This is a genomic window from Pseudomonas sp. GW456-L13, from assembly GCF_017350115.1.
GTDB classification, from domain to species: Bacteria; Pseudomonadota; Gammaproteobacteria; order Pseudomonadales; family Pseudomonadaceae; genus Aquipseudomonas; species Aquipseudomonas jessenii.
Genome location: NZ_JACNAS010000002.1, coordinates 1,276,276 through 1,301,164 on the forward strand (window position 1 = coordinate 1,276,276; position 24,889 = coordinate 1,301,164).

Below are 24,889 nucleotides of genomic sequence, written 5' to 3' on the forward strand. Positions count from 1 at the left end.
AGAATCGGGTTCAAACTCTGCGCGGCTGCGCATTTGAGAACATTTCACTGATCAAGGAACTAGCATGGTTTCGACCCTTGCCCGCCCTGCCCCTCGTCCGCTCAATTTCTGGGTGTGCCTTGGAGTCCCCGCCGTAGCTGCGATCATTCTGGTATTGCTCGAACTGACCAGTCTGGACATGGACCTGGCCAAGCTGTTTTACGACCCGGTCACCGGGGAATTCATCGGACGCCACAGTTACTTCCTCGAGGACATCCTGCACGATCGCGCCAAGCAAGTGGTCATCGCCTTCTCGGTGTTTGCCATCCTCGCCTTCATCGCTTCGTTCTTCATGGCCAGGCTCAAACCGCTCAAGCGGGAACTGGGTTGCCTGGTGCTGTCCCTGGGCCTGGCGACTTCCTTTGTCACGCCCATCAAAGCAGTGACCGCGGTGCAATGCCCATGGAGCCTCGAACAATTCGGCGGTCACGAGACCTACAGCGAACTGTTGAGTCCTCGCCCGCACACCGATAAACCAGGGCGTTGCTGGCCCGGCGGCCATGCGGCCACCGGCTTCACCCTGTTTGCCCTGTTTTTCGTACTGCGCGACCGTCGCCCGCGCATGGCTCGCGCAGCGTTGGTCTTCGCCTTTTCCCTCGGCTCGGTGTTCTCCATCGGGCGGATGATGCAGGGCGCACACTTCTTCTCGCACAACGTGTGGACGGCGGTGTTCTGCTGGCTGATTTGTTTGGGGTCGTATTACTACGTTCTGTATCGACCGGCCTTGAGGGCGGATCGCGTGGCAAGTGCAGAACCTGTCAGCGCCTGACCTGACGCCTTCGCGGGCAAGCCACGCTCCCACAGAGACGATGCAGATCCTGTGGGAGCGTGGCTTGCCCGCGATGGGCGCGACGCAATCTCCAGCCAACCCCAAATTGAAGGCAATAAAAAACCCCGCCTGCTTTCGCAGACGGGGTTTTTTCGTACAGGGGTAAGGCTGGCTTACATCATGCCGCCCATGCCGCCCATACCGCCCATGTCTGGCATACCGCCGCCAGCACCGCCGTCTTTCTTCGGTGCATCAGCAACAGCGGCTTCGGTGGTCAGGATCAGACCGCCGATCGACGATGCAGCTTGCAGCGCGGAACGGGTGACCTTGGTTGGGTCAAGGATGCCCATTTCGATCATGTCGCCGTATTCGCCAGTCGCAGCGTTGTAACCGAAGTTACCTTTGCCGTTCTTGACTTCGTTGACCACAACGCTTGGCTCGTCACCGCTGTTGGCAGCGATCTGACGCAGCGGTGCTTCAACGGCACGACGCAGAACAGCGATACCTACGTCCTGATCAGCGTTGTCGCCTTTCAGATCGTTCAGGGTTTGCAGAGCACGGATCAGTGCAACGCCACCGCCAGGTACGACGCCTTCTTCAACGGCTGCACGGGTAGCGTGCAGGGCGTCTTCAACGCGGGCTTTCTTCTCTTTCATTTCAACTTCGGAACCAGCGCCAACCTTGATCACTGCAACGCCGCCGGACAGCTTGGCCAGACGCTCTTGCAGTTTTTCACGGTCGTAGTCCGAGGAAGTTTCGGCAACCTGAGCACGGATCTGAGTGATGCGTGCTTCGATGTCGCCGTGTACGCCAGCACCGTCAACGATGATGGTGTTTTCCTTGGACAGGGTCACGCGCTTGGCGCTGCCCAGGTTTTCCAGGGTTGCGCTTTCCAGGCTCAGGCCGATCTCTTCGGAGATAACGGTACCGCCGGTCAGAACGGCGATGTCCTGCAGCATGGCCTTGCGGCGATCGCCGAAGCCTGGAGCCTTGACGGCTGCGACTTTAACGATGCCACGCATGTTGTTCACAACCAGAGTCGCCAGGGCTTCGCCTTCAACGTCTTCGGCCACGATCAGCAGTGGACGGCCGGCTTTGGCAACGGCTTCCAGCACTGGCAGCATTTCGCGGATGTTCGAGATCTTCTTGTCGACCAGCAGGATCAGCGGGCCGTCCAGCTCAGCGACCATGGTCTCTGGCTTGTTGACGAAGTACGGGGACAGGTAACCACGGTCGAACTGCATGCCTTCAACAACCGACAGTTCGTTTTCCAGGCCCGAGCCCTCTTCAACGGTGATCACGCCTTCTTTACCGACTTTTTCCATGGCTTCGGCAATGATGTCGCCGATGGAGTTGTCGGAGTTGGCCGAGATGGTGCCGACCTGAGCGATAGCCTTGGTGTCAGCGCATGGCTTGGACAGGTTTTTCAGCTCTTTGACGATGGCGATGGTCGCCTTGTCGATGCCGCGCTTGAGGTCCATCGGGTTCATGCCGGCAGCGACGGCTTTCAGGCCTTCGTTGACGATCGACTGAGCCAGAACGGTAGCGGTGGTAGTACCGTCACCAGCGTCATCGTTGGCACGGGAGGCAACGTCTTTGACCAGCTGCGCACCCATGTTTTCGAAACGGTCTTCGAGTTCGATTTCTTTGGCGACGGAAACGCCGTCCTTGGTGATGGTCGGAGCGCCGAAGCTCTTCTCGATGATCACGTTACGGCCTTTCGGGCCCAGGGTCGCTTTTACTGCGTCAGCCAGGACGTTGACGCCCTTGAGCATTTTTTTACGGGCGGAATCGCCAAACAGAACTTCTTTAGCAGCCATGATCGATATTCCTTAAATACTTTGTAGTAGCGGGAAAATGAACGGGGGTATCAGCCTTCGATAACGGCGAGGATTTCGTTCTCGCTCATTACCAGCAGGTCTTCGCCGTCGACTTTCACAGTGTTGCTGCCGGAGTAAGGACCGAACACAACCTTGTCGCCCACTTTCACGGACAGTGCACGCACTTCACCGTTTTCCAGTACGCGGCCGGTGCCTACAGCGAGGATTTCGCCGCTGTTGGCTTTTTCAGCAGCCGAACCTGGCAGGACGATACCGCCAGCGGTTTTCTTTTCTTCTTCGCTGCGACGGATGACGACGCGGTCATGCAGAGGACGAAGCTTCATTGTCGATCTCTCCTAATTGTGGTTTTCATCGGCCGGTGTAGTCCCGGCGGGTTTAACAAAGGCCGGCGGTGCCGGTTGCGGTTCGTCAAGCGAACCGCGGAAGTCTGTCTGGCTTGTTCGCCAGAAACCTTGCGGTGACCGTTACATAAGGGCGCATAAGCTTATTACAAGGGCGGCGATGAAAAATTTTTCAGGTCGATGCCCCGCAAACGAACACGGCACCCGAAGGTGCCGTGTCGATGTGCGTATTACTTGGTATCGCGGTGTTCGAACTCGCCTTCGATCACGTTGGGCTCGCGGCCCAGCGGCTCGCGAGGCGCCGGGCCGCCACGGGCCTGTAGGTCGTCGGCGAACGCTCGCTGACGCATCGCCTGCTCTTCGGCGCGCTGGCGCATTTTACCCGCCAGCAGGCGACGACTGAACGGCAGCAGCATGAACAGGCCGATCACATCGCTGATGAAGCCCGGAAGAATCAGCAGGCCACCGGCCAATGCCAGCATCAGGCCTTCGAGCATGGTCTGGGCCGGCAGTTCGCCGCGGCTCAGGCTTTCACGGGCACGCAGGGCCGTGGCCAGGCCGGCGATGCGCAGCACAAACACGCCGAACATCGAGCCGAGAATGATCAGCAGCAGGGCCGGGAAAAACCCGATGGACCCTGCCACCTTGACGAATACGAACAGCTCCAACACCGGGAACAGCAGAAAGAGCAACAAAAAAGGGCGCATCAAATGGTTCCTCAACGCAAGAATGCCTTGCCAGTTCACCTTAGATGACGTCGCCGTTTCGTGAATTCAAGCGTCGGCCACTTCATTTTTCGGCCAATGATCGGCGTGGGCCAGAGAAACCAAGGCTTCGCGAACTTGTGTCGGCGTATTACAAGGCGCTTGGAACGGTAACCAGTACAGACTTTGACCGATGCGCAGGTGCATGCCTTCGCAATCGATGCCGACCATTTGCGCCGGCACGTTTTTCGGCAGCCCGGCCAGATCGACGTAATGGGCGATGGCCTTGGCGTGATCGGCGTTCATGTGCTCGACCATGCTCACTTCGGCCTTGCCGGCGAACGGGTTGGCCAGGGTCAGCTCGTTGACCCAATGAATCGCGCCAAAACCGCCGATGTAACGGTGGCGTACAGGCTCAAGCACCCAGAAATCGAAATCGTGGGCCTTGTGATAACCCTTCGACTCCGGGAAGTAGCGGTAGTAACGCTCGGAGGCAGCGTCGATGGCGGCTTCGTCTTCGAGCTGCTGCGCCTCAGCCAGGTAAGTCAGTCGACCAACGGCCTGGACATCTTCGGCACCACGTTCGCCGACAAAGAGCGAGCATTTCCGATCTTTTTGCAGATTATGAGTGTGCTGGGCGATGCGGCTGATCAGGATCAGCGGCCGGCCCTGCTCGTCCAGGCAGTACGGAACCACGGAACCGAACGGAAAACCGGGCATTGATTTGGAGTGCGTCGAGAGCACCCCACGGTATTCCTTGAGAAGCAATTCTCGTGCATGCTTAGCCGCTTCAACGCTCAATTTATGACTCCTTAAATAGAATCCGTCAGAAAAACGGACGAGCTGCTGGCGAAAGTCCCAGCACGCCATCGGGGCAGTTCTCATGTGCAGCCAAGCCAGGTCAGGCGCAGATCGAGAGGCTCTCTAAAGGAAACCACTCAGACCTGCTACCGGGGCATGCGAATGCAACTCACTGACAAAGTAATCATTATCACTGGCGGTTGCCAGGGTTTAGGCCGCTCCATGGCCGAGTATTTCGCAGGCCTGGGCGCGAAACTCGCGCTGGTGGACCTGAACCAGGAAAAACTCGACGACGCCGTCGCGGCCTGCAAGGCCCAAGGTGTCGAGGCCCGCGCCTACCTGTGCAACGTGGCCAACGAAGAGCAAGTGACCCACATGGTTGCCCAGGTCGCTGAAGACTTCGGCGCGATCCATGGCTTGATCAACAACGCCGGGATCCTGCGCGACGGCCTGTTGCTCAAGGTCAAGGATGGCGAAATGATCAAGATGAGCCTGGCCCAGTGGCAGGCCGTCATCGACGTCAACCTGACCGGCGTGTTCCTGTGCACCCGTGAAGTCGCGGCGAAAATGGTCGAGCTGAACAACACTGGCGCGATCATCAATATCTCGTCGATTTCCCGCGCCGGCAACGTCGGTCAGACCAACTACTCCGCCGCCAAGGCCGGTGTTGCTGCGGCGACCGTGACCTGGGCCAAGGAGCTGGCACGCTACGGCATTCGCGTCGCCGGCATTGCACCGGGCTTCATCGAAACCGAAATGACCCTGGGCATGAAGCCTGAAGCGCTGGAGAAGATGACTGCGGGGATCCCGCTCAAGCGCATGGGCAAGCCTGAGGAAATCGCCCATTCGGCGGCTTACATCTTCGAGAACGACTATTACACCGGTCGGATTCTGGAGATGGATGGCGGGTTGCGTCTCTAAATCCACCACAAAACAACTACTGTAGGAGCGAGCTTGCTCGCGATGGTGTGTCAGGCACATTGGTGTAACTGACCCACCATCGCGAGCAAGCTCGCTCCTACAGGGATTCGTATTTCAGCTTATTAGTCGTCGCTGACGCTGATGTTCGGCATCGCCGGCGTCAACGCTTCCTGCAACACGATCCGCGCGCCGACATGGCGGGCCAGTTCCTGGTAAACCATCGCAATCTGGCTATCAGGCTCGGCGATCACTGTTGGCTTGCCGCCATCGGCCTGCTCGCGGATGACCATCGACAGCGGCAGCGAAGCCAGCAGTTCAACGCCATACTGGTTGGCCAGTTTCACACCACCGCCTTCGCCAAACAGATGCTCGGCATGCCCGCAGTTGGAGCAGATGTGCACGGCCATGTTTTCCACCACGCCCAGCACCGGGATGTTGACCTTGCGGAACATTTCCACGCCCTTGCGTGCGTCCAGTAATGCCAGGTCCTGCGGGGTGGTCACGATAACCGCACCGGCCACCGGCACTTTCTGCGCCAGGGTCAACTGGATGTCACCGGTGCCTGGCGGCATGTCGATGACCAGGTAATCGAGGTCACCCCACGCGGTCTGGGTGACCAGTTGCAACAGGGCGCCCGAAACCATCGGCCCGCGCCAGACCATCGGCGTGTTGTCGTCGGTGAGGAAAGCCATGGACATCACTTCGACGCCATGGGACTTGAGCGGAACGAACCATTTCTGATCCTTGACCTCGGGGCGGGTGCGCTCGGGGATGCCGAACATGATGCCCTGGCTCGGGCCGTAGATATCCGCATCGAGAATCCCGACCTTGGCGCCTTCCCGGGCCAGAGCCAGGGCCAGGTTGGCCGCGGTGGTGGATTTGCCCACGCCGCCCTTGCCGGACGCCACGGCCACCACGTTTTTCACGTTCGCCAAGCCCGGAATCTGCGCCTGAGCCTTGTGCGCGGCGATCACGCTGGTGATTTCGACCTTGGCACTTGCCACGCCATCCAGCCCCTGAATGGCCATTTCCAGCATCTGCGCCCAGCCACTCTTGAACAGACCGGCGGCGTAACCCAATTCAAGCTGAACGCTGACGCGGTCGCCCTGAATCTCGATGTTGCGCACGCACCCGGCGCTGACCGGGTCCAGGTTCAGGTAAGGGTCGGTGTATTGGCGAAGGACGGCTTCCACCGCTGCGCGATTGACGGCGCTCATGGGCAACTCCGAAAACAGGACTGGAAAAGATAGTGGCTATCGTACCTGTTCCGAGCGTTCGGCGGGATGTTGAACCTTCACCTGTTACTCATCCAATGAAACAGGCTCACAGGGTGAAAAATATGCGCCGGCGCTTTATAGTGGCCGACCTCCGTTTCATCAAGTAGCCGAGCCCCATGTCCGAGCCACGCAAGATCCTCGTCACCAGCGCCCTGCCCTATGCCAATGGTTCGATTCACCTCGGCCATATGCTGGAATACATCCAGACCGATATGTGGGTGCGCTTCCAGAAGCACCGCGGCAATCAATGCATCTATGTCTGCGCCGACGACGCCCACGGTTCGGCGATCATGCTGCGCGCGGAAAAGGAAGGCATCACCCCGGAACAACTGATCGCCAACGTCCAGGCTGAACACAGCGCCGACTTTGCCGACTTCCTGGTGGACTTCGACAATTTCCACTCCACTCACGCCGAAGAAAACCGTGAGCTGTCGAGCCAGATCTACCTGAAGCTGCGTGACGCCGGGCACATTGCCACGCGGTCGATCACCCAGTACTTCGACCCGGAAAAGAAAATGTTCCTGGCCGACCGCTTCATCAAGGGCACGTGCCCGAAATGCGGCACCGAAGACCAGTACGGCGACAACTGCGAAAAATGCGGTGCGACCTACGCACCGACCGACCTGAAGGATCCGAAGTCGGCGATCTCCGGCGCCACCCCGGTGCTCAAGGATTCCCAGCACTTCTTCTTCAAGCTGCCAGACTTCCAGCAAATGCTGCAAACCTGGACCCGCAGCGGCACCCTGCAGGATGCCGTCGCCAACAAGATCGCCGAATGGCTGGATGCCGGCCTGCAACAGTGGGACATCTCCCGCGATGCACCGTATTTCGGTTTTGAAATCCCCGACGAGCCGGGCAAGTACTTCTACGTGTGGCTGGATGCACCGATCGGTTACATGGCCAGCTTCAAGAACCTGTGCAACCGCACGCCGGAGCTGGACTTCGACGCGTTCTGGGGCAAGGACTCCACCGCCGAGCTGTACCACTTCATCGGCAAGGACATCGTCAACTTCCACGCCCTGTTCTGGCCAGCCATGCTCGAGGGCGCGGGCTACCGCAAGCCGACCGGCATCAACGTGCACGGCTACCTGACTGTCAACGGTCAGAAAATGTCCAAGTCCCGCGGCACCTTCATCAAGGCCCGGACCTACCTGGACCACCTGTCGCCGGAATACCTGCGCTATTACTACGCGGCCAAGCTGGGCCGTGGCGTTGATGACCTCGACCTGAACCTCGAAGACTTCGTGCAGAAGGTCAACTCCGACCTGGTGGGCAAGGTCGTCAACATCGCCAGCCGTTGCGCCGGCTTCATCAACAAGGGCAATGCCGGCGTAATGGTCGACACCAACGCCGCGCCTGAACTGACCGAAGCCTTCCTGGCCGCCGCGCCAGGTATCGCCGACGCCTATGAAGCCCGCGACTTTGCCCGTGCCATGCGCGAGATCATGGGCCTGGCCGACCGCGCCAACGCCTGGATCGCCGACAAGGCGCCGTGGTCGTTGAACAAACAGGAAGGCAAACAGGATGAAGTCCAGGCCATCTGCGCCACAGGCGTCAACCTGTTCCGCCAACTGGTGATCTTCCTCAAGCCGGTGCTGCCGCTGCTGGCCGCCGACGCCGAGGCGTTCCTCAACGTCGCGCCGCTGACCTGGAACGATCACGCGACCTTGCTCAGCAATCACCAGCTGAACGAGTTCAAGCCGCTGATGACCCGCATCGACCCTGTAAAAGTGCAAGCCATGACCGACGCTTCGAAAGAAGACCTGACCGCCAGCCAGACCGACACTGGCGAAGCCGCACCTGCCGGCAATGGCGAACTGGCCAAGGATCCGCTGTCGCCGGAAATCGAGTTCGACACCTTTGCCGCTGTCGACCTGCGTGTCGCGCTGATCGTCAAGGCTGAACACGTGGAAGGTGCCGACAAGCTGTTGCGCCTGACCCTGGATATCGGTGACGAGCAACGCAACGTGTTCTCCGGGATCAAGAGCGCTTACCCGGACCCGTCCAAGCTCGATGGGCGCCTGACCATGATGATCGCCAACCTCAAGCCACGGAAAATGAAGTTTGGTATCTCCGAAGGCATGGTGATGGCGGCAGGCCCTGGCGGAGAAGAAATCTACCTGCTCAGCCCTGACAGCGGCGCCAAGCCTGGCCAGCGCATCAAGTAAGGTCTGCGGCAAATCGATCCCACAGTCGTGCCTGGCGCGGCTGTGGGATTTTCATGTCTGGCCCACCCTCCCGCCTTGCCGGATAATGCCTAAGCTTTTTAGACCATCTCCTGTAGGAGCGAGCTCGTTCGCGATGGTCGTTAACGATTATGCGTGTCCACAGGTTGAACGCAGCGCCCTTGAGTCCATCGCCGGAACGCCGCCCGGACCAAGCTCGCTCCTACAAAAACTACCGTTCTTGTCGGCACGAACAATGACCGAAATCCTGCTTACGCTTATCAGCGCTGCCCTGATCAACAACCTCGTGTTGCAATGGCCATTGGCCGTCGATCCACTGTTGGCCGGTCAGCGTCGTCAGGTACATGCCCTGGGCATTGCGACGACATGCCTGATGCTGGTCGTGAGCATGCTCGGCTACGCGCTCTATCAATGGATGCTGGTGCCACTACAATTGACGCCGCTGCGTCTGTTTGTGTTTCTGCCATTGAGCGTGCTGCTGATCAGCCCGTTGCTGAAGTTGCTGGCGCGGTTGTTTTCGACACTACCATTCGAAGGCCTCTGGCCGTTGCTGCTGGGCAATGCTGGCGTACTCGGCGTGGCCCTGCTCAATGCTCAGGAAGACAAGGGCTTCTTTCACGCCACTGCCTTGAGCCTCGGTGCAGGGTTGGGCTTCTGGCTGGTGTTGAGCCTGTTCACTGATTTGCGTGAACGCACGGCCGACAACGATGTTCCCCTGCCCTTTCGCGGCTTGCCGATCGACCTGATTGGTGCCGGCCTGATCGCAGTGGCTTTTCTCGGATTCAGCGGACTGATCAAAACATGAGTCTGATTCAATGCATCGACGCACTCTTGCCGCAAACCCAATGCGGCAAGTGCGGGCACCCCGGGTGCAAGCCGTATGCCGAAGGCATCGCCAGCGGTGAGCCGATCAACAAGTGCCCTCCCGGAGGCAACGAAACCATCGCGGCCCTGGCTGAACTGCTGAAGGTGCCGGTGCTGGAGTTGGACATCACTCGCGGCTCGGCACCTGCGCAGATCGCCTATATCCGCGAGGCCGAGTGCATTGGTTGCACCAAGTGCATTCAGGCCTGCCCGATCGATGCCATCGTCGGCGCGGCCAAGCTGATGCACACGGTGATCATTGATGAGTGCACCGGTTGCGACCTCTGCGTGGCACCGTGCCCGGTGGACTGCATCGAAATGCGCCCACTGCCGCCGAACACTGTACTGCCTGTTGTCGGGGGCCTGGCCCTCACACCGCAGGCGCGGCAGGCCCGCAACCTCAAGCGCGATCACGCACGGCGCCGCTTCGAACAACGCAATGCCCGCTTGCAGCGTGAGGAGCAACAGAAAATCGCCGAGCGCCAGGCAAGGCAGCGAGCCGCGCAACCTGCCGAGACGACAGCCGACCCGGTGCAGGCGGCCCTCGAGCGCGTCCGCGCACAGAAAACCGCCAATGCCGATGCCGCGCTGAAAAAGGCCAAGATCGAGGTGGCGATGAGTCGGGCGCAGTTGCACAAATCGCTGAAGGCCTTCGGGCATCCGCCGACCTTCGAACAGCAATCGCAGTTGATCGCACTGCAACAACAGTTCGAAGCCGCCGAACAAAACCTGGCGCAACTGGAAAGCGCCGCTCCACCTTCCCCTGCACCGACGGTCGCGGCTGCGTCGTCAAATGATGCCGATCTGAAACGGGCCAAAATCCAGTTGGCCATGCGCCGCGCCGAACTCAAGAAGGCTCAGGCCAACGAAGCACCAGCGGAACAAATCGAAGCCCTGGAACGCGCACTCGGTGAAGCCGAACGCCTGGTGGACGCCCATGCCAGCCCTTGACGCGGTGGATGATCGCCTGCAACAGGCGATGAAACTGGTGCTGTTGGCCACGCTGCCGGGAATCCTGGCGGCGTTCTGGCTGTACGGCTGGGGTGTGTTGATCAATCTGCTTCTGGCGGCCACTGCCGCGTTGGCCGTCGAGGCCGCCGTCGTGCAATGGCGCAAGCAGCCGCCGGGGCCAACTTTGAGTGACGGTAGCGCGCTGGTCAGTGCCACATTGCTGGCTCTGGCACTGCCGCCTTACTGCCCATGGTGGCTGACCCTCAGTGCTGCCGCTTCTGCGATGGTGTTCGGCAAGCACTTGTATGGTGGCGTCGGTTCGAATCCCTTCAACCCGGCGATGCTTGGCTTGGCTCTGGTACTGGTGACCTTTCCCCAACCAATGACCCATTGGCCATTGCCCCATGGCATGGATCTGTTGAGCGGCCTGCAGCACGTGTTTGGCATCGGCCATGTGCCGGATGCGTGGGTGCAGGCCACGGCACTGGACAGTCTGCGGATCAACAAAAGCCTGACCATGGATGAACTGTTTGCCGGCAACCCGGCATTCGGCCACTTTGGTGGCCGGGGGGTGGAATGGGTGAACCTGGCATTTGTGGCGGGTGGAGCGTTTCTCCTGCAACGAAGGGTGATCAGCTGGCATGCACCGGTCGGCATGCTGGCCAGCCTGTTCATCATCAGCCTGTTGTGCTGGAACGGCTCGGGCTCCGACTCCCATGGCTCGCCGTTGTTTCATCTGCTGACCGGCGCGACCATGCTGGGTGCGTTCTTCATCATCACCGAACCGGTGTCCGGCGCCAGAAGCCCTGGCGCGAAACTGTTGTTCGGCGCTGGTGTTGGGCTTCTCACTTATCTGATTCGTACCTGGGGTGGCTACCCGGACGGCATCGCCTTCGCTGTGCTGTTGATGAACCTGTGCGTGCCGGCGCTGGAGCGGTTCGTGGCGGCCAGGCAACAGCCGGAGGCGCCATGAACCGGACATCAAGCATCGCGCTTGTGGTGCTTTTGGCCGCACTGGGCCTTGGCGTGACGTACTTCGTACAACTCGGCAGCGCGCCACGCATTGCAGCCGAACAGCGCCTGATCGACAGCCGTAACCTGCTGGACCTGATCGCGCCGGACAGCTACGACAATCAACCACTCGAACACCCCATAACGATTGAAGCAGCCGCACTGACCAACAGCACCTTGCTGGGTGGTTATCTGGCGACCCGGGCCGATCAACCCGTCGCGGTCTTGCTGCGCAGTCAAACCCTTGGCTACGCCGGTGCCATCGACCTGTTGATCGCAGTCGACGCCAATGGCAGGTTGCTGGGCGTCAAAACCCTCAAACAGTCGGAAACACCAGGACTTGGGGCTCGGATCGCCGACTGGCCCAATGCCTGGCTCCAGGTTTTTTCCGGCAAGTCTCGAACAGAACCCGGTGACAGCGGCTGGGCGCTGAAAAAGGATCAGGGACAGTTCGATCAGATCGCAGGCGCAACCATCACCTCAAGAGCGGTGATCAATGCCGTCCACGATGCCTTGCGCTACTTCGATGAACACCGGCAACAACTGCTCGGAATCCCTGCCCATGGATAACTCATCGACTCTGCGCAACGCCTTGATGCTGACGCCACTGATCGGCGTCACCCACTCGCTGATGGCTGCAGTTGGCCTGTGCCTGATGTTCTTGGTGGTGACTCAGTTGTTCGGTCTGGCCATGGGTGCCCTGCGATCTCGACTGGTCCCGGCGACCCGTATGCTGGCCAGCATCCTGTTGGCAGCCACCCTCACCAGTTGCGCGGAACTCATGGCACAAGCCTGGTCGCTGCAATGGCAGCAGCATCTGGGGATTTATGGAGCCTTGATCGCCTTGCAATGCGTTGTACTGGAACACACCGGGGTCTTTCAGAGCGATTGGCGTCAACGCCTGCGACTCAATAGCCTGTTTGCCACGCTGATGATCACGCTGGGCCTGCTGCGCGAACTCATCGGCAACGGAACACTTGGAAACCATCTATCGTGGCTGTTCGGTGCAACGCAAACTGACTGGCATGGCTGGGTGCTGGTGGCTGACGGCGGACTGCGCCTGACCACACTGGTCCCTGGCGGGTTCATCCTGCTCGGACTCATGATCGCCGCCTGGCAGGCCTGGCACCCCACGCCCACACATTGATTGCCTTCGAGGAAACGCACTGCCCATGAATGCCGCAAAACGTCTGGAAATTTTCCGCCGACTGCACGAGGACAACCCGGAACCAAAGACCGAACTGGCCTATTCCTCCCCCTTCGAATTACTGATTGCCGTGATTCTCTCGGCGCAGTCCACCGATGTCGGCGTCAACAAGGCCACAGCCAGGCTTTTCCCGGTCGCCAATACCCCGGCAGCGATGCATGCCCTGGGTGTCGAAGGGCTGTCGGAGTACATCAAGACCATCGGGCTGTACAACAGCAAAGCGAAAAACGTGATCGAAACCTGCCGTTTGCTGGTCGAGCGTCACGCCGGCGAGGTCCCACAAACCCGCGAAGAGCTGGAAGCACTGCCCGGCGTCGGCCGCAAGACCGCCAACGTGGTACTCAATACGGCATTCCGTCAGCTGACCATGGCCGTCGACACGCATATTTTCAGGGTCAGCAACCGGACTGGCATTGCTCCCGGCAAGAATGTGGTGGAAGTCGAGAAAAAACTGATGAAGTTCGTGCCCAAGGAGTACCTGCTCGACTCCCATCACTGGCTGATCCTTCATGGTCGCTATGTTTGCCTGGCCCGCAAGCCCCGATGCGGAAGCTGCCGGATCGAGGATTTGTGCGAATACAAGCACAAAACCTCCGACGATTGAGGCGCTATTGGGTTTATTGATTTGTCGATTGAAAAAATCTTTTTTACCCGCCGGGAGAATGTCGATATAAGGGGCGCCAAAGGCCTTCTTAGCCTGGAGCAACTAAATGAGTACTGGCAAAGAGCAATTAGACGTAGAAGACGATTTCACCACCGCCGAATCCGATGACGCTGAACCGGTGGTTGAAGTAGCGAAAACTAATCTGAGCAAACGCCGCACCATCGACAACCTGCTGGAGGAGCGCCGACTGCAAAAGCAATTGGCCGATTACGATTTTGATTTATGACACCTGAAAGCCTCCCGAAACGGAGGCTTTTTTTGCTAAGTGCCGTACCCCGATAGGCGCCCCTTGTCGCGCAGTTATGCCATCACACCAGACCATTGCGTTGTGCCAGTTCGATCAGATCGACCAGAGACCGCGCATTCAGCTTGAGCAACAGGCGGGTCTTGTAAGTACTGACTGTTTTATTGCTGAGAAACATCCCATCGGCAATCTCTTTATTGGTCTTTCCTCGGGCCAACTGCTGCAGGACCATCATTTCCCGCCCCGACAATCGATCGACCATATCGGCCTCACTGGCATTCCCCAAACTGCATCGTACGGTATGCAAGGCTTGATTAGGAAAGTAACTGTAGCCTGACAAAACGGCCTTTATTGCACTGAGCAACTCCGTGAGATCTTGTTGTTTGCAGACATAACCGGCTGCACCGGATTGCATGCAACGCATCGAAAAATGTCCCGGCGCCTGGGAAGTCAAAATCAGCACTTTCATCGGCATTGAAGTCGAAGACAAACGCGCGATGACTTCCAACCCGTCCAGCTTCGGAATCCCGATATCCAGAATGACAATGTCCGGCATAAGTTCTCGGGCTAGTTGCAGTGCGTCCACACCATTATCGGTTTCTGCAATAACTTCGTAGCCATGACGCTCCATTAGCATACGTACCGCAAGACGAATGACGGGGTGATCATCCACGATCAGCACTTTATTCATGGGCAAGTCCAATTTTCGCTGTTCGAATTTTTAGAGCCCGCACAATAGCCTAGTCGTTTCACCCATGGCATGTCGCCCCTCCCGGCCACCCACACCAAGAGACATCCCCTACAAACAACACGGATTCCTCCTACAAAAATCCCTCGAACAGAATGAATTTAAAACTGTATCAGCGTCAGTGTGTCGCACTTTCCAGCAGCCACCTGTGTCGATTTACGACCAGTTTTTTTCGAGAGCCAGCTTGATCCGGTCCCGCCCTGACAAACACTAGCCTCTACCTTTCCGCTAAAACGTAACTGATATTTTCGCACTCAACACTCACACCAGAAATATCACACACTTCGCATCCAATTACTCTTACAGCAAATAATATTTTTTGAGCAATCATTAAAACACGCCAAAAACTCAAGAAACCGAAGAGCAATACAACAAACAAATAAAAACCTGTCAAAAACCAGCAGACAATCAAAATCACTACAATAGGCACCACATCGAACCAACTTCATAAACCACTCGAGAACAGACAACCCGGCATGAGTACAGAATATGATAAAAAAACGAATCACCAACCCAATGACAATTATCGCGATATTCGCAGCGCTCTCTGAAACGTCGGCAGCCGTCTCTCTACCCTTCCTTGATCAGGAGGAAAGAGAACTCTACGTCTGGTTCCTGATCAGCTTTCCGTTTTATTTACTTTTGCTTTTTTTCGCGACACTCAACTTCAACTATAAATCACTTTATGCACCCTCCGATTTTGAAAAGGGAAAGCACTTCATGAAGGTCATGGATGATGTTGGGCGCTCGGAAAAAAAAGCGTCCGCAAAACCACCTGAAAACCCCACACTGGAAGCGTCAGCGAATGACTGGCGGTCAGCCCGAACGCCCTGTGGCGCACAGGACCCGCCAACCGGGATTGGTCTGCAAACCACGGTCTCTGTTCAGCATCACCTTCAGTTACCGGAACCGGTAAAAGACCTGTACATCGTTGATGTACGCTGGATGAGCGAAGAGGTCGAGTTTGGAGCGCTGCTGGAAAAAATCCAGAGGCCACGGGAAAAGACGGCGTACGTGATTCTGTTTGTCACTTGTGCCGTTTCGGAGAAATTACTGAAAGCCAGTGCGCTTGGACATACAAAGCAGGCCAGCAAACGCGGTGCCGCCTTTTATGTGGCCTACAATCCGGACTCGCACAGATTGTCGGTCATTGATCACGCCGGGCAACCGGCGAACAGCAACCTGTAGTACAGGTCAGGCCATCGAGAAGGAGAAAAACAGTAAATCATCAGCGGAAACGAAAACACCCGACAACACAGTAACTGGCATCACACCCCGTTTTCAGGTACCTGACCTCGTCGAGGGCGAGGTCAGGTATCCATCACGATGTCAAAGGTCTCAGAACAGCTTCCGGCCTTTGTTCGCCGCAATGCGCATGCGCAGGGCGTTGAGCTTGATGAAGCCCGCGGCATCCGCCTGGTTGTACGCGCCGCCATCTTCTTCGAAGGTAGCGATGTTGGCGTCGAACAGCGAGTCGTCGGACTTGCGGCCAGTGACGATCACATTGCCCTTGTACAGTTTCAGGCGCACAACGCCGTTCACGTTGACCTGGGACGCATCGATCATCTGTTGCAGCATCAGACGCTCAGGGCTCCACCAGTAGCCGGTATAGATCAGGCTGGCGTACTTGGGCATCAGCTCGTCCTTGAGGTGAGCCACTTCGCGGTCCAGGGTGATCGATTCGATCGCACGGTGGGCACGCAGCATGATGGTGCCGCCAGGGGTTTCGTAGCAGCCACGGGACTTCATGCCCACGTAGCGGTTCTCGACGATGTCGAGACGGCCGATACCGTGCTCACCACCGATACGGTTCAGGGTCGCCAGCACGGTGGCAGGAGTCATTTCGACGCCGTCCAGCGCGACGATGTCGCCGTTGCGGTAGGTCAGTTCCAGGTACTGCGGCTTGTCTGGAGCGTTTTCCGGGGAAACGGTCCAGCGCCACATGTCTTCTTCGTGCTCGGTCCAGGTGTCTTCCAGCACGCCGCCTTCATAGGAGATGTGCAGCAGGTTGGCATCCATGGAGTACGGGGACTTCTTCTTGCCGTGGCGCTCGATCGGAATCGCGTGCTTCGCGGCGTAATCCATCAGCTTTTCACGGGACAGCAGGTCCCACTCGCGCCAAGGAGCGATCACTTTCACACCTGGCTTCAAGGCGTACGCACCGAGCTCGAAACGAACCTGGTCGTTACCCTTGCCGGTGGCGCCATGGGAAATGGCGTCTGCACCGGTTTCGTTGGCAATTTCGATCAGGCGCTTGGCGATCAGCGGACGAGCGATGGAAGTACCCAGCAGGTACTCGCCTTCGTAAACGGTGTTGGCGCGGAACATCGGGAAAACGAAATCGCGCACGAACTCTTCGCGCAAGTCGTCGATGTAGATCTCTTTGACGCCCATGGCCTGAGCCTTGGCGCGTGCAGGTTCGACCTCTTCGCCCTGACCCAGGTCAGCGGTGAAGGTCACTACTTCACAGTTATAAGTATCCTGCAGCCACTTGAGGATCACCGAAGTGTCCAGGCCGCCGGAATACGCCAGAACGACCTTGTTTACGTCCGCCATGCCATCACTCCACGGGGTTCTACGGAAAGCCGGGAAGTCTACCGCTCATGCAGAATAATTTACAGTGGCGCGACAGCTTATGACGACGAAGCGACAGATTATGTCGAGGGCGCGACGATTACAGCCGGGTCAGGAAGTGGCCGAAGTGGCCGCTTTCGTCGCTTGCGGGGCAACTTGTTCCGCGGGTGCTCCGCGCTCCAGGCGCACCGCTACTCGACGGTTCTTCGCGCGGTTGGTGTTGTTGGTGTTCGGCGCCACCGGATAACGCTCGCCATGGAAACGCAGAGTGATTTGCGATTCCTGGATGCCGTTGGCCTTGAAGAACTCCATCACTGCCAGGGCTCGTCGCCGCGACAGGTCGCGGTTGGTCAGGCGGTTGCCGCTGTTGTCGGAGTGACCGTCGAGCTCGATGTGATTGACCGTCGGATCGGCCTTCATGTACTCCAGCATTACCTGCAGTTTGGCTTTTGCGGCGCTGTCGAGTTCGATTCCGCCGCCGGGGAAGCCGATTTCCGATTGCTTCACCTGTTCGAAATTCTGTGGCAACAGTTTCGCCACGCAACCCTGGTAGTCGGCAAACGCCTTGGTGAACCTGACCGGCAACAAGCGTACTTCCGACACCCGCCCATCCCCCGAGGAATGTCGAACGACCGGGCTGCGACCGTCCATCAGGCCACTGATCAGACGCCCGGCCTGAACCTGTGAGCTATTGAACAATACGTTGCCACTGCCGATTCTCACCGTGCCCAGGTTGATATCGTCACGGCCCGGCTGCCACGGCGCGGCGGCGGCCAGCAAGGTGGCCGAACCACCGCCGATCATCGGGTTGTAGGCTTTCAGACGAAAAGTCGCCTGCTCGCCGGCACGACGCACGAACTCGCCAGAACCGAAATCGGTAACCGGCTGAGTCAGGCGGCATTCGAACTTGTCGCCCTCGACCGTCCACTCAATGTTCTCCAGACGTGTCTGGAAAGTGAGCGCCATCGCCGGAAGGCTGGCAAACACACTGAGCAAGGCTAAATAACGCTGGCGCACGGGAGGCTCCACTGGCTTCTACAACAAAAAGACCGACACACACATGTTTACGGCATACCTGTTGGATATCGGAAGCTTCCTGCAAAACTTGATAGCGAGTGCCTGCAAGAGTCTTTTCCGGTAGCATTCCCTTGAGTTTGACCCGCCTGGAATCCCCTCATGTCCGACCGCCTGACCCTGCTGCGTCCCGACGACTGGCATATTCATCTTCGCGATGGTGCCGTGCTGACCAATACCGTCGCGGATGTCGCGCGCACCTTTGGCCGCGCCATCATCATGCCCAACCTGGTTCCACCGATACGCAATGCGGCCGAAGCCGACGGCTATCGGCAGCGGATTCTCGCTGCCCGCCCGGCCGGCAGCCTGTTCGAGCCACTGATGGTCCTGTACCTGACCGACCGCACCCAGCCTGAAGAAATTCGCGAGGCCAAGGCCAGCGGATTCATTCACGCCGCCAAGCTGTACCCGGCCGGCGCGACCACCAACTCGGATTCTGGCGTCACCAGCATCGACAAGATCTTCCCTGCACTAGAGGCCATGGCCGAAGTCGGGATGCCGTTGTTGGTCCACGGTGAAGTCACCCGGGGCGATGTCGACGTGTTCGACCGAGAAAAAATCTTCATCGACGAGCACATGCGTCGTGTGGTCGAGCGTTTCCCGACCCTCAAAGTGGTCTTCGAACACATCACCACCGCGGACGCCGTGCAGTTCGTCAACTCGGCTTCGGCCAACGTGGGCGCGACCATTACCGCGCATCACCTGTTGTACAACCGCAACCACATGCTGGTGGGCGGGATTCGGCCGCACTTCTATTGCCTGCCGATCCTCAAGCGCAATACCCACCAGGAAGCCCTGCTCGACGCGGCCACCAGCGGCAGCGACAAGTTCTTCCTCGGCACCGACTCGGCTCCCCACGCCCAGCATGCCAAGGAAGCGGCCTGCGGCTGCGCCGGTTGCTACACCGCCTATGCGGCGATCGAGATGTACGCCGAAGCCTTCGAACAGCGCAATGCGCTGGACAAGCTCGAGGCCTTCGCCAGCCTCAACGGCCCTCGCTTCTATGGTCTGCCGGCCAACACCGATCGCATCACCCTGGTCCGCGAAGAGTGGACCGCCCCGACCAGCCTGCCATTTGGCGAGCTGACCGTTATCCCGCTGCGCGCCGGTGAAAAACTGCGCTGGCGCCTGCTGGAGGAACACGCGTGAGTGAAGACCATTTCGACGACGAACTGGAAGGCAATGGCGGCGGAGGCGGCCCTCGTCATCCAATGGCGGCAAGGTTTCGTGGTTACCTGCCGGTTGTCGTCGACGTAGAGACCGGTGGCTTCAACTCGGCCACCGATGCCCTGCTGGAGATCGCCGCGACCACCATCGCCATGGATGAAAAGGGTTTTGTTTACCCGGATCACACCTACTTTTTCCGTGTCGAGCCGTTCGAAGGCGCGAACATCGAAGCGGCAGCCCTGGAATTCACCGGGATCAAGCTCGATCACCCGCTGCGCATGGCGGTGAGTGAAGAGTCTGCCCTGAACGATATCTTCCGCGGCGTGCGCAAGGCCCTCAAGGCCAACGGTTGCAAACGGGCGATCCTGGTCGGGCATAACAGCAGTTTCGACCTGGGCTTCCTGAATGCGGCGGTTGCGCGGCTGGACATGAAGCGCAATCCGTTCCATCCGTTCTCCAGCTTCGATACCGCAACGCTGGCCGGTCTCGCTTACGGCCAGACCGTGTTGGCCAAGGCGTGCCAGGCAGCGGACATCGACTTCGACGGTCGCGAGGCTCACTCGGCTCGCTACGACACCGAGAAGACGGCAGAGCTGTTCTGCGGCATCGTCAATCGCTGGAAACAGATGGGTGGTTGGGAAGACTTCGGCGACTGAGTGCACTCACGAATCAATGTGGGAGCGAGCTTGCTCGCGATGGTCGTGAACGATAACGCGGGGAGCCTGGTTCCCCGCAGTGTTCATGATTCCATCGTCGGAACGCCGCCCGGAGCAAGCTCGCTCCTACAAGGACTTCAGCACATAAAAAAACCGGCCTCGAAGGCCGGTTTTTTTATACCTGGAACGCCTTACAGAGCGGCAGCGTGCTCGGTCAGGTAAGCGGCAACGCCTTCTGGCGAAGCGTTCATGCCTTTGTCGCCTTTTTTCCAGTTGGCAGGGCAGACTTCGCCGTGCTCTTCGTGGAATTGCAGAGCGTCGACCAGACGGATCAGCTCTTCCATGTTACGGCCCAGCGGCAGGTCGTTGACGATCTGCGAGCGGACAACGCCTTTGTCGTCGATCAGGAACGCGCCACGGAAAGCCACGCCATCAGCGGACTGAACGTCGTAGGCCTTCATGATGTCCTGCTTGATGTCGGCAGCCATGGTGTAGCGAACCTGGCCGATACCGCCATTGTTCACTGGAGTGTTGCGCCATGCGTTGTGGGTGAAGTGCGAGTCGATCGAAACAGCGATCACTTCAACGTTGCGTGCCTTGAAGTCAGACATGCGGTTGTCCAGAGCGATCAGCTCGGACGGGCAAACGAAGGTGAAGTCCAGTGGATAGAAGAACACCAGGCCGTATTTGCCTTTGATCGCCGAGGACAGGGTGAAGCTGTCAACGATCTCGCCATTGCCGAGTACGGCCGGTACGGTGAAGTCAGGGGCTTGTTTGCCTACGAGTACGCTCATTGGATATCTCCTGGTGTAATAGCGTGAGAAACAGGGTTCGCATCAGCCTGCCACCCTGAGGCGACAGCCCTGTGACACGATCCCCGGTCGCAAAAGACCGGCCATCATACACCGCGTGTTTGAGCTGGCTTAGCTGTTTTTTCCCCGTACGATGAAATCCCCGCCGGTTTTGGATCACCGATTTGCCAGGCAGACCGTTCGTCAGCCATACCCGTTTATGACGAAAAGTGCTCTGAAACCACTTTGACAATCATTCTCGTTAACATTAAGATCCATCGCAATTGAGTCACAATCAGCGACGGTCCTTCCCTATGTATGTTTGCCTCTGCACTGGCGTCACCGACGGTCAAATCCGCGATGCGATCTATGAAGGATGCTGCAGCTACAAGGAAGTCCGTGTGGCCACCGGCGTTGCGAGCCAGTGCGGCAAATGTGCCTGCCTCGCCAAGGAAGTGGTCCGCGAGACCCTGACCAAACTGCAAACGGCCCAGGCTGCAATTCCTTATCCAGCAGAATTTACCGCGGCTTAAACATCGAATTTCAAAAAACCGGACATATGTCCGGTTTTTTTATGCCTCAAAATCAACTAGTTATGCTCTAGACGCGGAACACAAACATTCTTATTCCGATTAATTTTCATTTAAGTTTCAATAACTTAGGTTTGACACTATTAAATACGAGGCTCAAACTCTGCTCTATTGACAGCTAATACAGGGCAGGACCCCATCATGAAAGGCGACGTTACAGTCATCCAGCATCTCAACAAGATCCTCGCCAATGAGCTGGTCGCGATCAATCAATACTTCCTGCATGCGCGCATGTATGAAGATTGGGGCCTGAACAAGCTCGGCAAGCACGAGTACCACGAATCCATCGACGAGATGAAGCACGCGGACAAGCTGATCAAGCGCATCCTGTTCCTTGAAGGCCTGCCGAATGTCCAGGACCTGGGCAAGCTGCACATCGGCGAGCACACCAAGGAAATGCTTGAGTGTGACCTGCGTATCGAGAAAACCGGCCATGCCGATCTCAAAGTGGCTATCGCGCATTGCGAAAAAGTTGGCGACTTCGGTAGCCGTGAACTGCTTGAAGATATCCTCGAGTCCGAAGAAGAACATATCGACTGGCTGGAAACCCAGTTGGGCCTGATCGATAAAGTGGGCCTTGAGAACTATCTGCAATCGCAGATGGGCGAAGACGAGTAAGTTCTACGCCATTAATCTCGATGCAATAAAAAGCCCCGCCCTCTTTCGAGTGGCGGGGCTTTTTATTGCCTGCTCTTGTAGGAGCGAGCTTGCTCGCGATGGACGTTAACGATAACGCTGGGAGCCTGACACCCAGCGGCGTTCTTTAGTCCATCGCGAGCGAGCTCGCTCCTACAGGAAGCGAATCAGGCTTCGGTCTTTGGAGCAGCAGCCTTGGCGGCGGCGTCCTTGATCAGGCTCTGCAGCGAACCGTCAGCAGCCATTTCAGTCATGATGTCGCTACCGCCGACCAGCTCACCGGCAACCCACAGCTGTGGGAAGGTTGGCCAGTTAGCGTATTTTGGCAGGTTGGCGCGGATTTCCGGGTTCTGCAGGATGTCCACGTACGCAAACTTTTCGCCACACGCCATCACGGCCTGCGCGGCTTTCGCGGAGAAGCCGCACTGCGGGGCATTCGGCGAGCCTTTCATGTAAAGCAGAATGGTGTTGTTGGCAATCTGCTCTTTAATCGTTTCGATGATATCCATGGAGCACCTCGGCTGAACTTTCCGACTCATGGGTCGGCACGGTGGCGCATTGTAACGGAAAGCCGAGCGCCCTGCTCGGTCTCTCCGTCTGACTGATTCAAGCCGCCACCACGATCACCGGCACACCATTGAGCGCGGCATTTCCCGACAGTTCGTCAATCTGGCGTTCGTCGGTCAGGTCGTTGGCGCTGGAGCCCGGTTGACTGCTGGCAATCGACATTTGCACGCCCGGCCGCGCGTGCCCCCAGCCGTGAGGCAGGCTGACCACGCCTTTCATCATGTCCAGACTGCCAAGCACTTCGACTTCGATCACACCCACCCGCGAACTGACCCGAACACGCTGTCCGTCGCTGAGCCCGCGACTGGCCAGATCGTCCGGATGCATCAGCAACTGGTGACGTGGCTTGCCCTTTACCAACCGATGATAGTTATGCATCCATGAATTGTTGCTGCGTACATGCCGGCGGCCAATCATCAACAACTCGTCGGCGGCCGGCGCCTTCAAGGCTGCAAAGCGCGCCAGGTCAGCGAGAATCGCCGCAGGCGCGGCCTGGATGCGTTGATTGGCAGTCTTCAGGCGTGGCGTCAGGTTAGGCTTGAGCGCGCCCAGATCGACGCCATGGGGATGATCGAACAAAGTCGCCAGCGACAGCTTGTGCTCTGAATTGTCGCCGTACATTCCCATGCGCAAGCCGAGATCGATCATTTGCGCTGGGGCGATGGTGGGCTTCAGTTCTTTGCCGGTCCTGACGGCAAATGCCTTGGCCAGGCCGACGAAAATCTCCCAGTCGTGCAATGCACCCTGGGGTTTGGCGAGGATGGCGCGGTTGAAACGGCTGACGTTGCGCACCGCGAACAGGTTGAACGTGGTGTCGTAATGGTCGTTTTCCAGCGCCGATGTGGACGGCAGGATCAGGTCGGCGTAACGCGTGGTTTCATTGATGTACAGGTCGATACTGACCATGAACTCCAGCCCGTCCAGCGCCTGTTCGAGTTGTCGGCCATTGGGTGTGGACAACACCGGATTGCCCGCCACGGTGATCAGCGCGCGGACTTGCCCTTCCCCTTCAGTGAGCATCTCTTCGGCCAGCGCCGAGACAGGTAGCTCTCCGGCGTACTCCGGGCGCCCGGAAACCCGGCTCTGCCACAGATTGAAATGCCCGCCCGAGGTCGACGCCACCAGATCCACTGCTGGCTCGGTACACAAGGCACCACCCACGCGATCGAGATTGCCGGTGACCAGGTTGATCAACTGCACCACCCAATGGCACAGAGTACCGAAGGCCTGGGTCGAGACGCCCATGCGGCCATAGCAGACTGCACTCGGTGCCGCGGCGAAGTCCCGCGCCAACTGGCGGATCTGTTCGGCCGGTACGGCGCACAACGGACTCATGGCCTCGGCAGTGAACGGTGCGACGGCCTCCCGTACGTCCTCCAGGCCGTCCACCGGCAGATGGCTGTCGCGGGTCAGACCTTCAGCGAACAAGGTATTGAGCAGGCCGAACAACAGCGCTGCATCACCGCCCGGGCGTACGAACAGATGCTGGTCGGCAATCGCCGCCGTTTCACTACGGCGCGGATCGACCACCACCACCTTGCCACCCCGGGCCTGTATCGCCTTCAAGCGTTTCTCCACATCCGGCACGGTCATGATGCTGCCGTTCGAAGCCAGTGGATTGCCGCCCAGGATCAGCATGAAATCGGTGTGGTCGATGTCCGGGATCGGCAGCAGCAGACCGTGGCCGTACATCAAATGACTGGTCAGGTGATGGGGCAATTGATCGACCGAGGTGGCGGAAAAACGGTTGCGGGTTTTCAGCAGGCCGAGGAAGTAATTGCTGTGGGTCATCAGTCCGTAATTGTGCACACTCGGGTTGCCCTGATAGACCGCCACGGCGTTTTGCCCGTGATGCGCCTGAATGGCAGCGAGGCGTTCGGCGACCAGATTGAATGCCGCTTCCCACTCGATGGGCTGCCATTCATTGCCCACCCGCTGCATCGGCTGATGCAGGCGATCCGGATCGTTCTGAATGTCTTGCAACGCCACGGCCTTGGGGCAGATGTGCCCACGACTGAACGTATCCTGGGGGTCGCCCTTGATCGAAGTGATCTGGACGTTACCGCCTTCGCCCCTGGTGGTTTCGATAGTCAGGCCACAGATGGCTTCGCACAAATGGCAAGCACGGTGATGGAGAGTCTTGGTCATGGCCAGTCTCTGTCTTGTTATGGGCGGGCAACGTAGGCCGCGGAAACAAAACTATGGCGCCAGAGCCGCCGACACGCCAGCGACGTTCGTCTTGTGAATCGAGGGTTATCAGGCCAGC

The 24,889-nt window shown here is 58.4% G+C and carries 26 protein-coding genes; 15 read left to right on the plus strand and 11 right to left on the minus strand.

Annotated elements, in window-relative coordinates; genetic code table 11:
- The first annotated feature begins 64 nt into the window (after positions 1 to 64).
- Positions 65 to 808, plus strand: a complete 744-nt coding sequence (locus J4D25_RS19860; protein ID WP_057713450.1) for a phosphatase PAP2 family protein — start codon at positions 65 to 67, stop codon at positions 806 to 808.
- Between the two features lie 173 nt (positions 809 to 981).
- On the opposite strand, the gene groL is transcribed toward J4D25_RS19860, so the two are convergent.
- From groL to J4D25_RS19880, 4 genes are all read right to left on the minus strand, one after another.
- The gene (gene groL, locus J4D25_RS19865; RefSeq protein ID WP_007985845.1) at positions 982 to 2,628 is read right to left on the minus strand and encodes a chaperonin GroEL; all 1,647 of its coding nucleotides are present in this window, start codon (positions 2,626 to 2,628) and stop codon (positions 982 to 984) included.
- A gap of 50 nt (positions 2,629 to 2,678) precedes the next feature.
- The gene (locus J4D25_RS19870; RefSeq protein WP_007985847.1) at positions 2,679 to 2,972 is read right to left on the minus strand and encodes a co-chaperone GroES; all 294 of its coding nucleotides are present in this window, start codon (positions 2,970 to 2,972) and stop codon (positions 2,679 to 2,681) included.
- Between the two features lie 248 nt (positions 2,973 to 3,220).
- Positions 3,221 to 3,697, minus strand: coding sequence for an FxsA family protein (locus J4D25_RS19875; RefSeq protein WP_057713449.1), 477 nt, complete (start codon positions 3,695 to 3,697; stop codon positions 3,221 to 3,223).
- 66 nt (positions 3,698 to 3,763) lie between these two features.
- Positions 3,764 to 4,495 (minus strand): HugZ family protein, encoded by a 732-nt coding sequence (locus J4D25_RS19880; protein ID WP_057713448.1) that lies wholly within the window; start codon positions 4,493 to 4,495, stop codon positions 3,764 to 3,766.
- Between the two features lie 162 nt (positions 4,496 to 4,657).
- Here J4D25_RS19880 and J4D25_RS19885 point away from each other — a divergent pair, with 162 nt between their 5' ends.
- Positions 4,658 to 5,416 carry an SDR family oxidoreductase gene (locus J4D25_RS19885; RefSeq protein ID WP_057713447.1) on the plus strand — a complete coding sequence of 253 codons (759 nt, stop codon included), beginning with the start codon at positions 4,658 to 4,660 and terminating at the stop codon, positions 5,414 to 5,416.
- 122 nt (positions 5,417 to 5,538) lie between these two features.
- Here the strand turns inward: J4D25_RS19885 and apbC are convergent, their stop codons facing one another.
- Positions 5,539 to 6,633, minus strand: coding sequence for an iron-sulfur cluster carrier protein ApbC (gene apbC / locus J4D25_RS19890; protein WP_057713446.1), 1,095 nt, complete (start codon positions 6,631 to 6,633; stop codon positions 5,539 to 5,541).
- Between the two features lie 176 nt (positions 6,634 to 6,809).
- Here apbC and metG point away from each other — a divergent pair, with 176 nt between their 5' ends.
- The 8 genes from metG to J4D25_RS19930 all read left to right on the plus strand — a co-directional run bounded on the left by metG (position 6,810) and on the right by J4D25_RS19930 (position 13,802).
- Entirely contained in the window at positions 6,810 to 8,861 is a 2,052-nt protein-coding gene (gene metG / locus J4D25_RS19895; RefSeq protein WP_057713445.1) for a methionine--tRNA ligase, read from the plus strand.
- 253 nt (positions 8,862 to 9,114) lie between these two features.
- Positions 9,115 to 9,684, plus strand: a complete 570-nt coding sequence (locus tag J4D25_RS19900) for an electron transport complex protein RnfA (RefSeq protein ID WP_057713444.1) — start codon at positions 9,115 to 9,117, stop codon at positions 9,682 to 9,684.
- Positions 9,681 to 10,694 (plus strand): electron transport complex subunit RsxB, encoded by a 1,014-nt coding sequence (gene rsxB, locus J4D25_RS19905; protein ID WP_057713443.1) that lies wholly within the window; start codon positions 9,681 to 9,683, stop codon positions 10,692 to 10,694. Before J4D25_RS19900 ends, rsxB begins: the two co-directional genes overlap by 4 nt.
- Positions 10,681 to 11,667, plus strand: a complete 987-nt coding sequence (locus tag J4D25_RS19910) for an RnfABCDGE type electron transport complex subunit D (protein WP_057713442.1) — start codon at positions 10,681 to 10,683, stop codon at positions 11,665 to 11,667. The genes rsxB and J4D25_RS19910 overlap by 14 nt, the downstream gene beginning before the upstream one ends.
- Positions 11,664 to 12,275 (plus strand): RnfABCDGE type electron transport complex subunit G, encoded by a 612-nt coding sequence (locus J4D25_RS19915; protein ID WP_057713441.1) that lies wholly within the window; start codon positions 11,664 to 11,666, stop codon positions 12,273 to 12,275. Before J4D25_RS19910 ends, J4D25_RS19915 begins: the two co-directional genes overlap by 4 nt.
- Positions 12,268 to 12,852 carry an Rnf-Nqr domain containing protein gene (locus J4D25_RS19920; protein WP_057713440.1) on the plus strand — a complete coding sequence of 195 codons (585 nt, stop codon included), beginning with the start codon at positions 12,268 to 12,270 and terminating at the stop codon, positions 12,850 to 12,852. The genes J4D25_RS19915 and J4D25_RS19920 overlap by 8 nt, the downstream gene beginning before the upstream one ends.
- Before the next feature lie 25 nt (positions 12,853 to 12,877).
- Entirely contained in the window at positions 12,878 to 13,516 is a 639-nt protein-coding gene (gene nth / locus J4D25_RS19925; RefSeq protein WP_057713439.1) for an endonuclease III, read from the plus strand.
- Positions 13,517 to 13,622: 106 nt separating this feature from the next.
- Positions 13,623 to 13,802, plus strand: a complete 180-nt coding sequence (locus J4D25_RS19930) for a PA3496 family putative envelope integrity protein (protein ID WP_057713438.1) — start codon at positions 13,623 to 13,625, stop codon at positions 13,800 to 13,802.
- An 82-nt stretch (positions 13,803 to 13,884) separates the two neighbouring features.
- Here the strand turns inward: J4D25_RS19930 and J4D25_RS19935 are convergent, their stop codons facing one another.
- Positions 13,885 to 14,511, minus strand: a complete 627-nt coding sequence (locus tag J4D25_RS19935; protein WP_008053528.1) for a response regulator transcription factor — start codon at positions 14,509 to 14,511, stop codon at positions 13,885 to 13,887.
- A gap of 546 nt (positions 14,512 to 15,057) precedes the next feature.
- On the opposite strand from J4D25_RS19935, the gene J4D25_RS19940 reads away from it, so the two are divergent.
- Positions 15,058 to 15,756, plus strand: coding sequence for a hypothetical protein (locus tag J4D25_RS19940; protein WP_057713437.1), 699 nt, complete (start codon positions 15,058 to 15,060; stop codon positions 15,754 to 15,756).
- Between the two features lie 150 nt (positions 15,757 to 15,906).
- Here J4D25_RS19940 and J4D25_RS19945 read toward each other — a convergent pair whose 3' ends face one another.
- Both J4D25_RS19945 and J4D25_RS19950 read right to left on the minus strand, forming a co-directional pair.
- Entirely contained in the window at positions 15,907 to 17,124 is a 1,218-nt protein-coding gene (locus J4D25_RS19945) for an argininosuccinate synthase (protein ID WP_007972320.1), read from the minus strand.
- 129 nt (positions 17,125 to 17,253) lie between these two features.
- Entirely contained in the window at positions 17,254 to 18,159 is a 906-nt protein-coding gene (locus tag J4D25_RS19950) for an OmpA family protein (RefSeq protein WP_057713436.1), read from the minus strand.
- A gap of 159 nt (positions 18,160 to 18,318) precedes the next feature.
- Between J4D25_RS19950 and pyrC the strand changes: the two genes are divergently transcribed.
- Positions 18,319 to 19,365: a dihydroorotase gene (gene pyrC / locus J4D25_RS19955; protein ID WP_057713435.1), complete on the plus strand. Its 1,047-nt coding sequence runs from the start codon at positions 18,319 to 18,321 to the stop codon at positions 19,363 to 19,365.
- Entirely contained in the window at positions 19,362 to 20,039 is a 678-nt protein-coding gene (gene rnt / locus J4D25_RS19960; RefSeq protein WP_057713434.1) for a ribonuclease T, read from the plus strand. Before pyrC ends, rnt begins: the two co-directional genes overlap by 4 nt.
- Before the next feature lie 191 nt (positions 20,040 to 20,230).
- Here the strand turns inward: rnt and J4D25_RS19965 are convergent, their stop codons facing one another.
- A complete protein-coding gene (locus J4D25_RS19965) occupies positions 20,231 to 20,833 on the minus strand; it encodes a peroxiredoxin (protein WP_057713433.1) in 603 nt (200 codons plus the stop codon).
- 311 nt (positions 20,834 to 21,144) lie between these two features.
- Between J4D25_RS19965 and J4D25_RS19970 the strand changes: the two genes are divergently transcribed.
- Together J4D25_RS19970 and bfr are read left to right on the plus strand one after the other, a co-directional pair.
- Positions 21,145 to 21,363: a bacterioferritin-associated ferredoxin gene (locus tag J4D25_RS19970; RefSeq protein WP_007985869.1), complete on the plus strand. Its 219-nt coding sequence runs from the start codon at positions 21,145 to 21,147 to the stop codon at positions 21,361 to 21,363.
- A gap of 198 nt (positions 21,364 to 21,561) precedes the next feature.
- Positions 21,562 to 22,038 (plus strand): bacterioferritin, encoded by a 477-nt coding sequence (gene bfr / locus J4D25_RS19975; RefSeq protein ID WP_057713432.1) that lies wholly within the window; start codon positions 21,562 to 21,564, stop codon positions 22,036 to 22,038.
- A 185-nt stretch (positions 22,039 to 22,223) separates the two neighbouring features.
- Here the strand turns inward: bfr and grxD are convergent, their stop codons facing one another.
- Positions 22,224 to 22,565, minus strand: coding sequence for a Grx4 family monothiol glutaredoxin (gene grxD / locus J4D25_RS19980; protein WP_007971318.1), 342 nt, complete (start codon positions 22,563 to 22,565; stop codon positions 22,224 to 22,226).
- A 97-nt stretch (positions 22,566 to 22,662) separates the two neighbouring features.
- Complete coding sequence (locus J4D25_RS19985) at positions 22,663 to 24,771, minus strand: molybdopterin oxidoreductase family protein (RefSeq protein WP_057713431.1); 2,109 nt, start codon at positions 24,769 to 24,771, stop codon at positions 22,663 to 22,665.
- Positions 24,772 to 24,889: the final 118 nt, after the last annotated feature.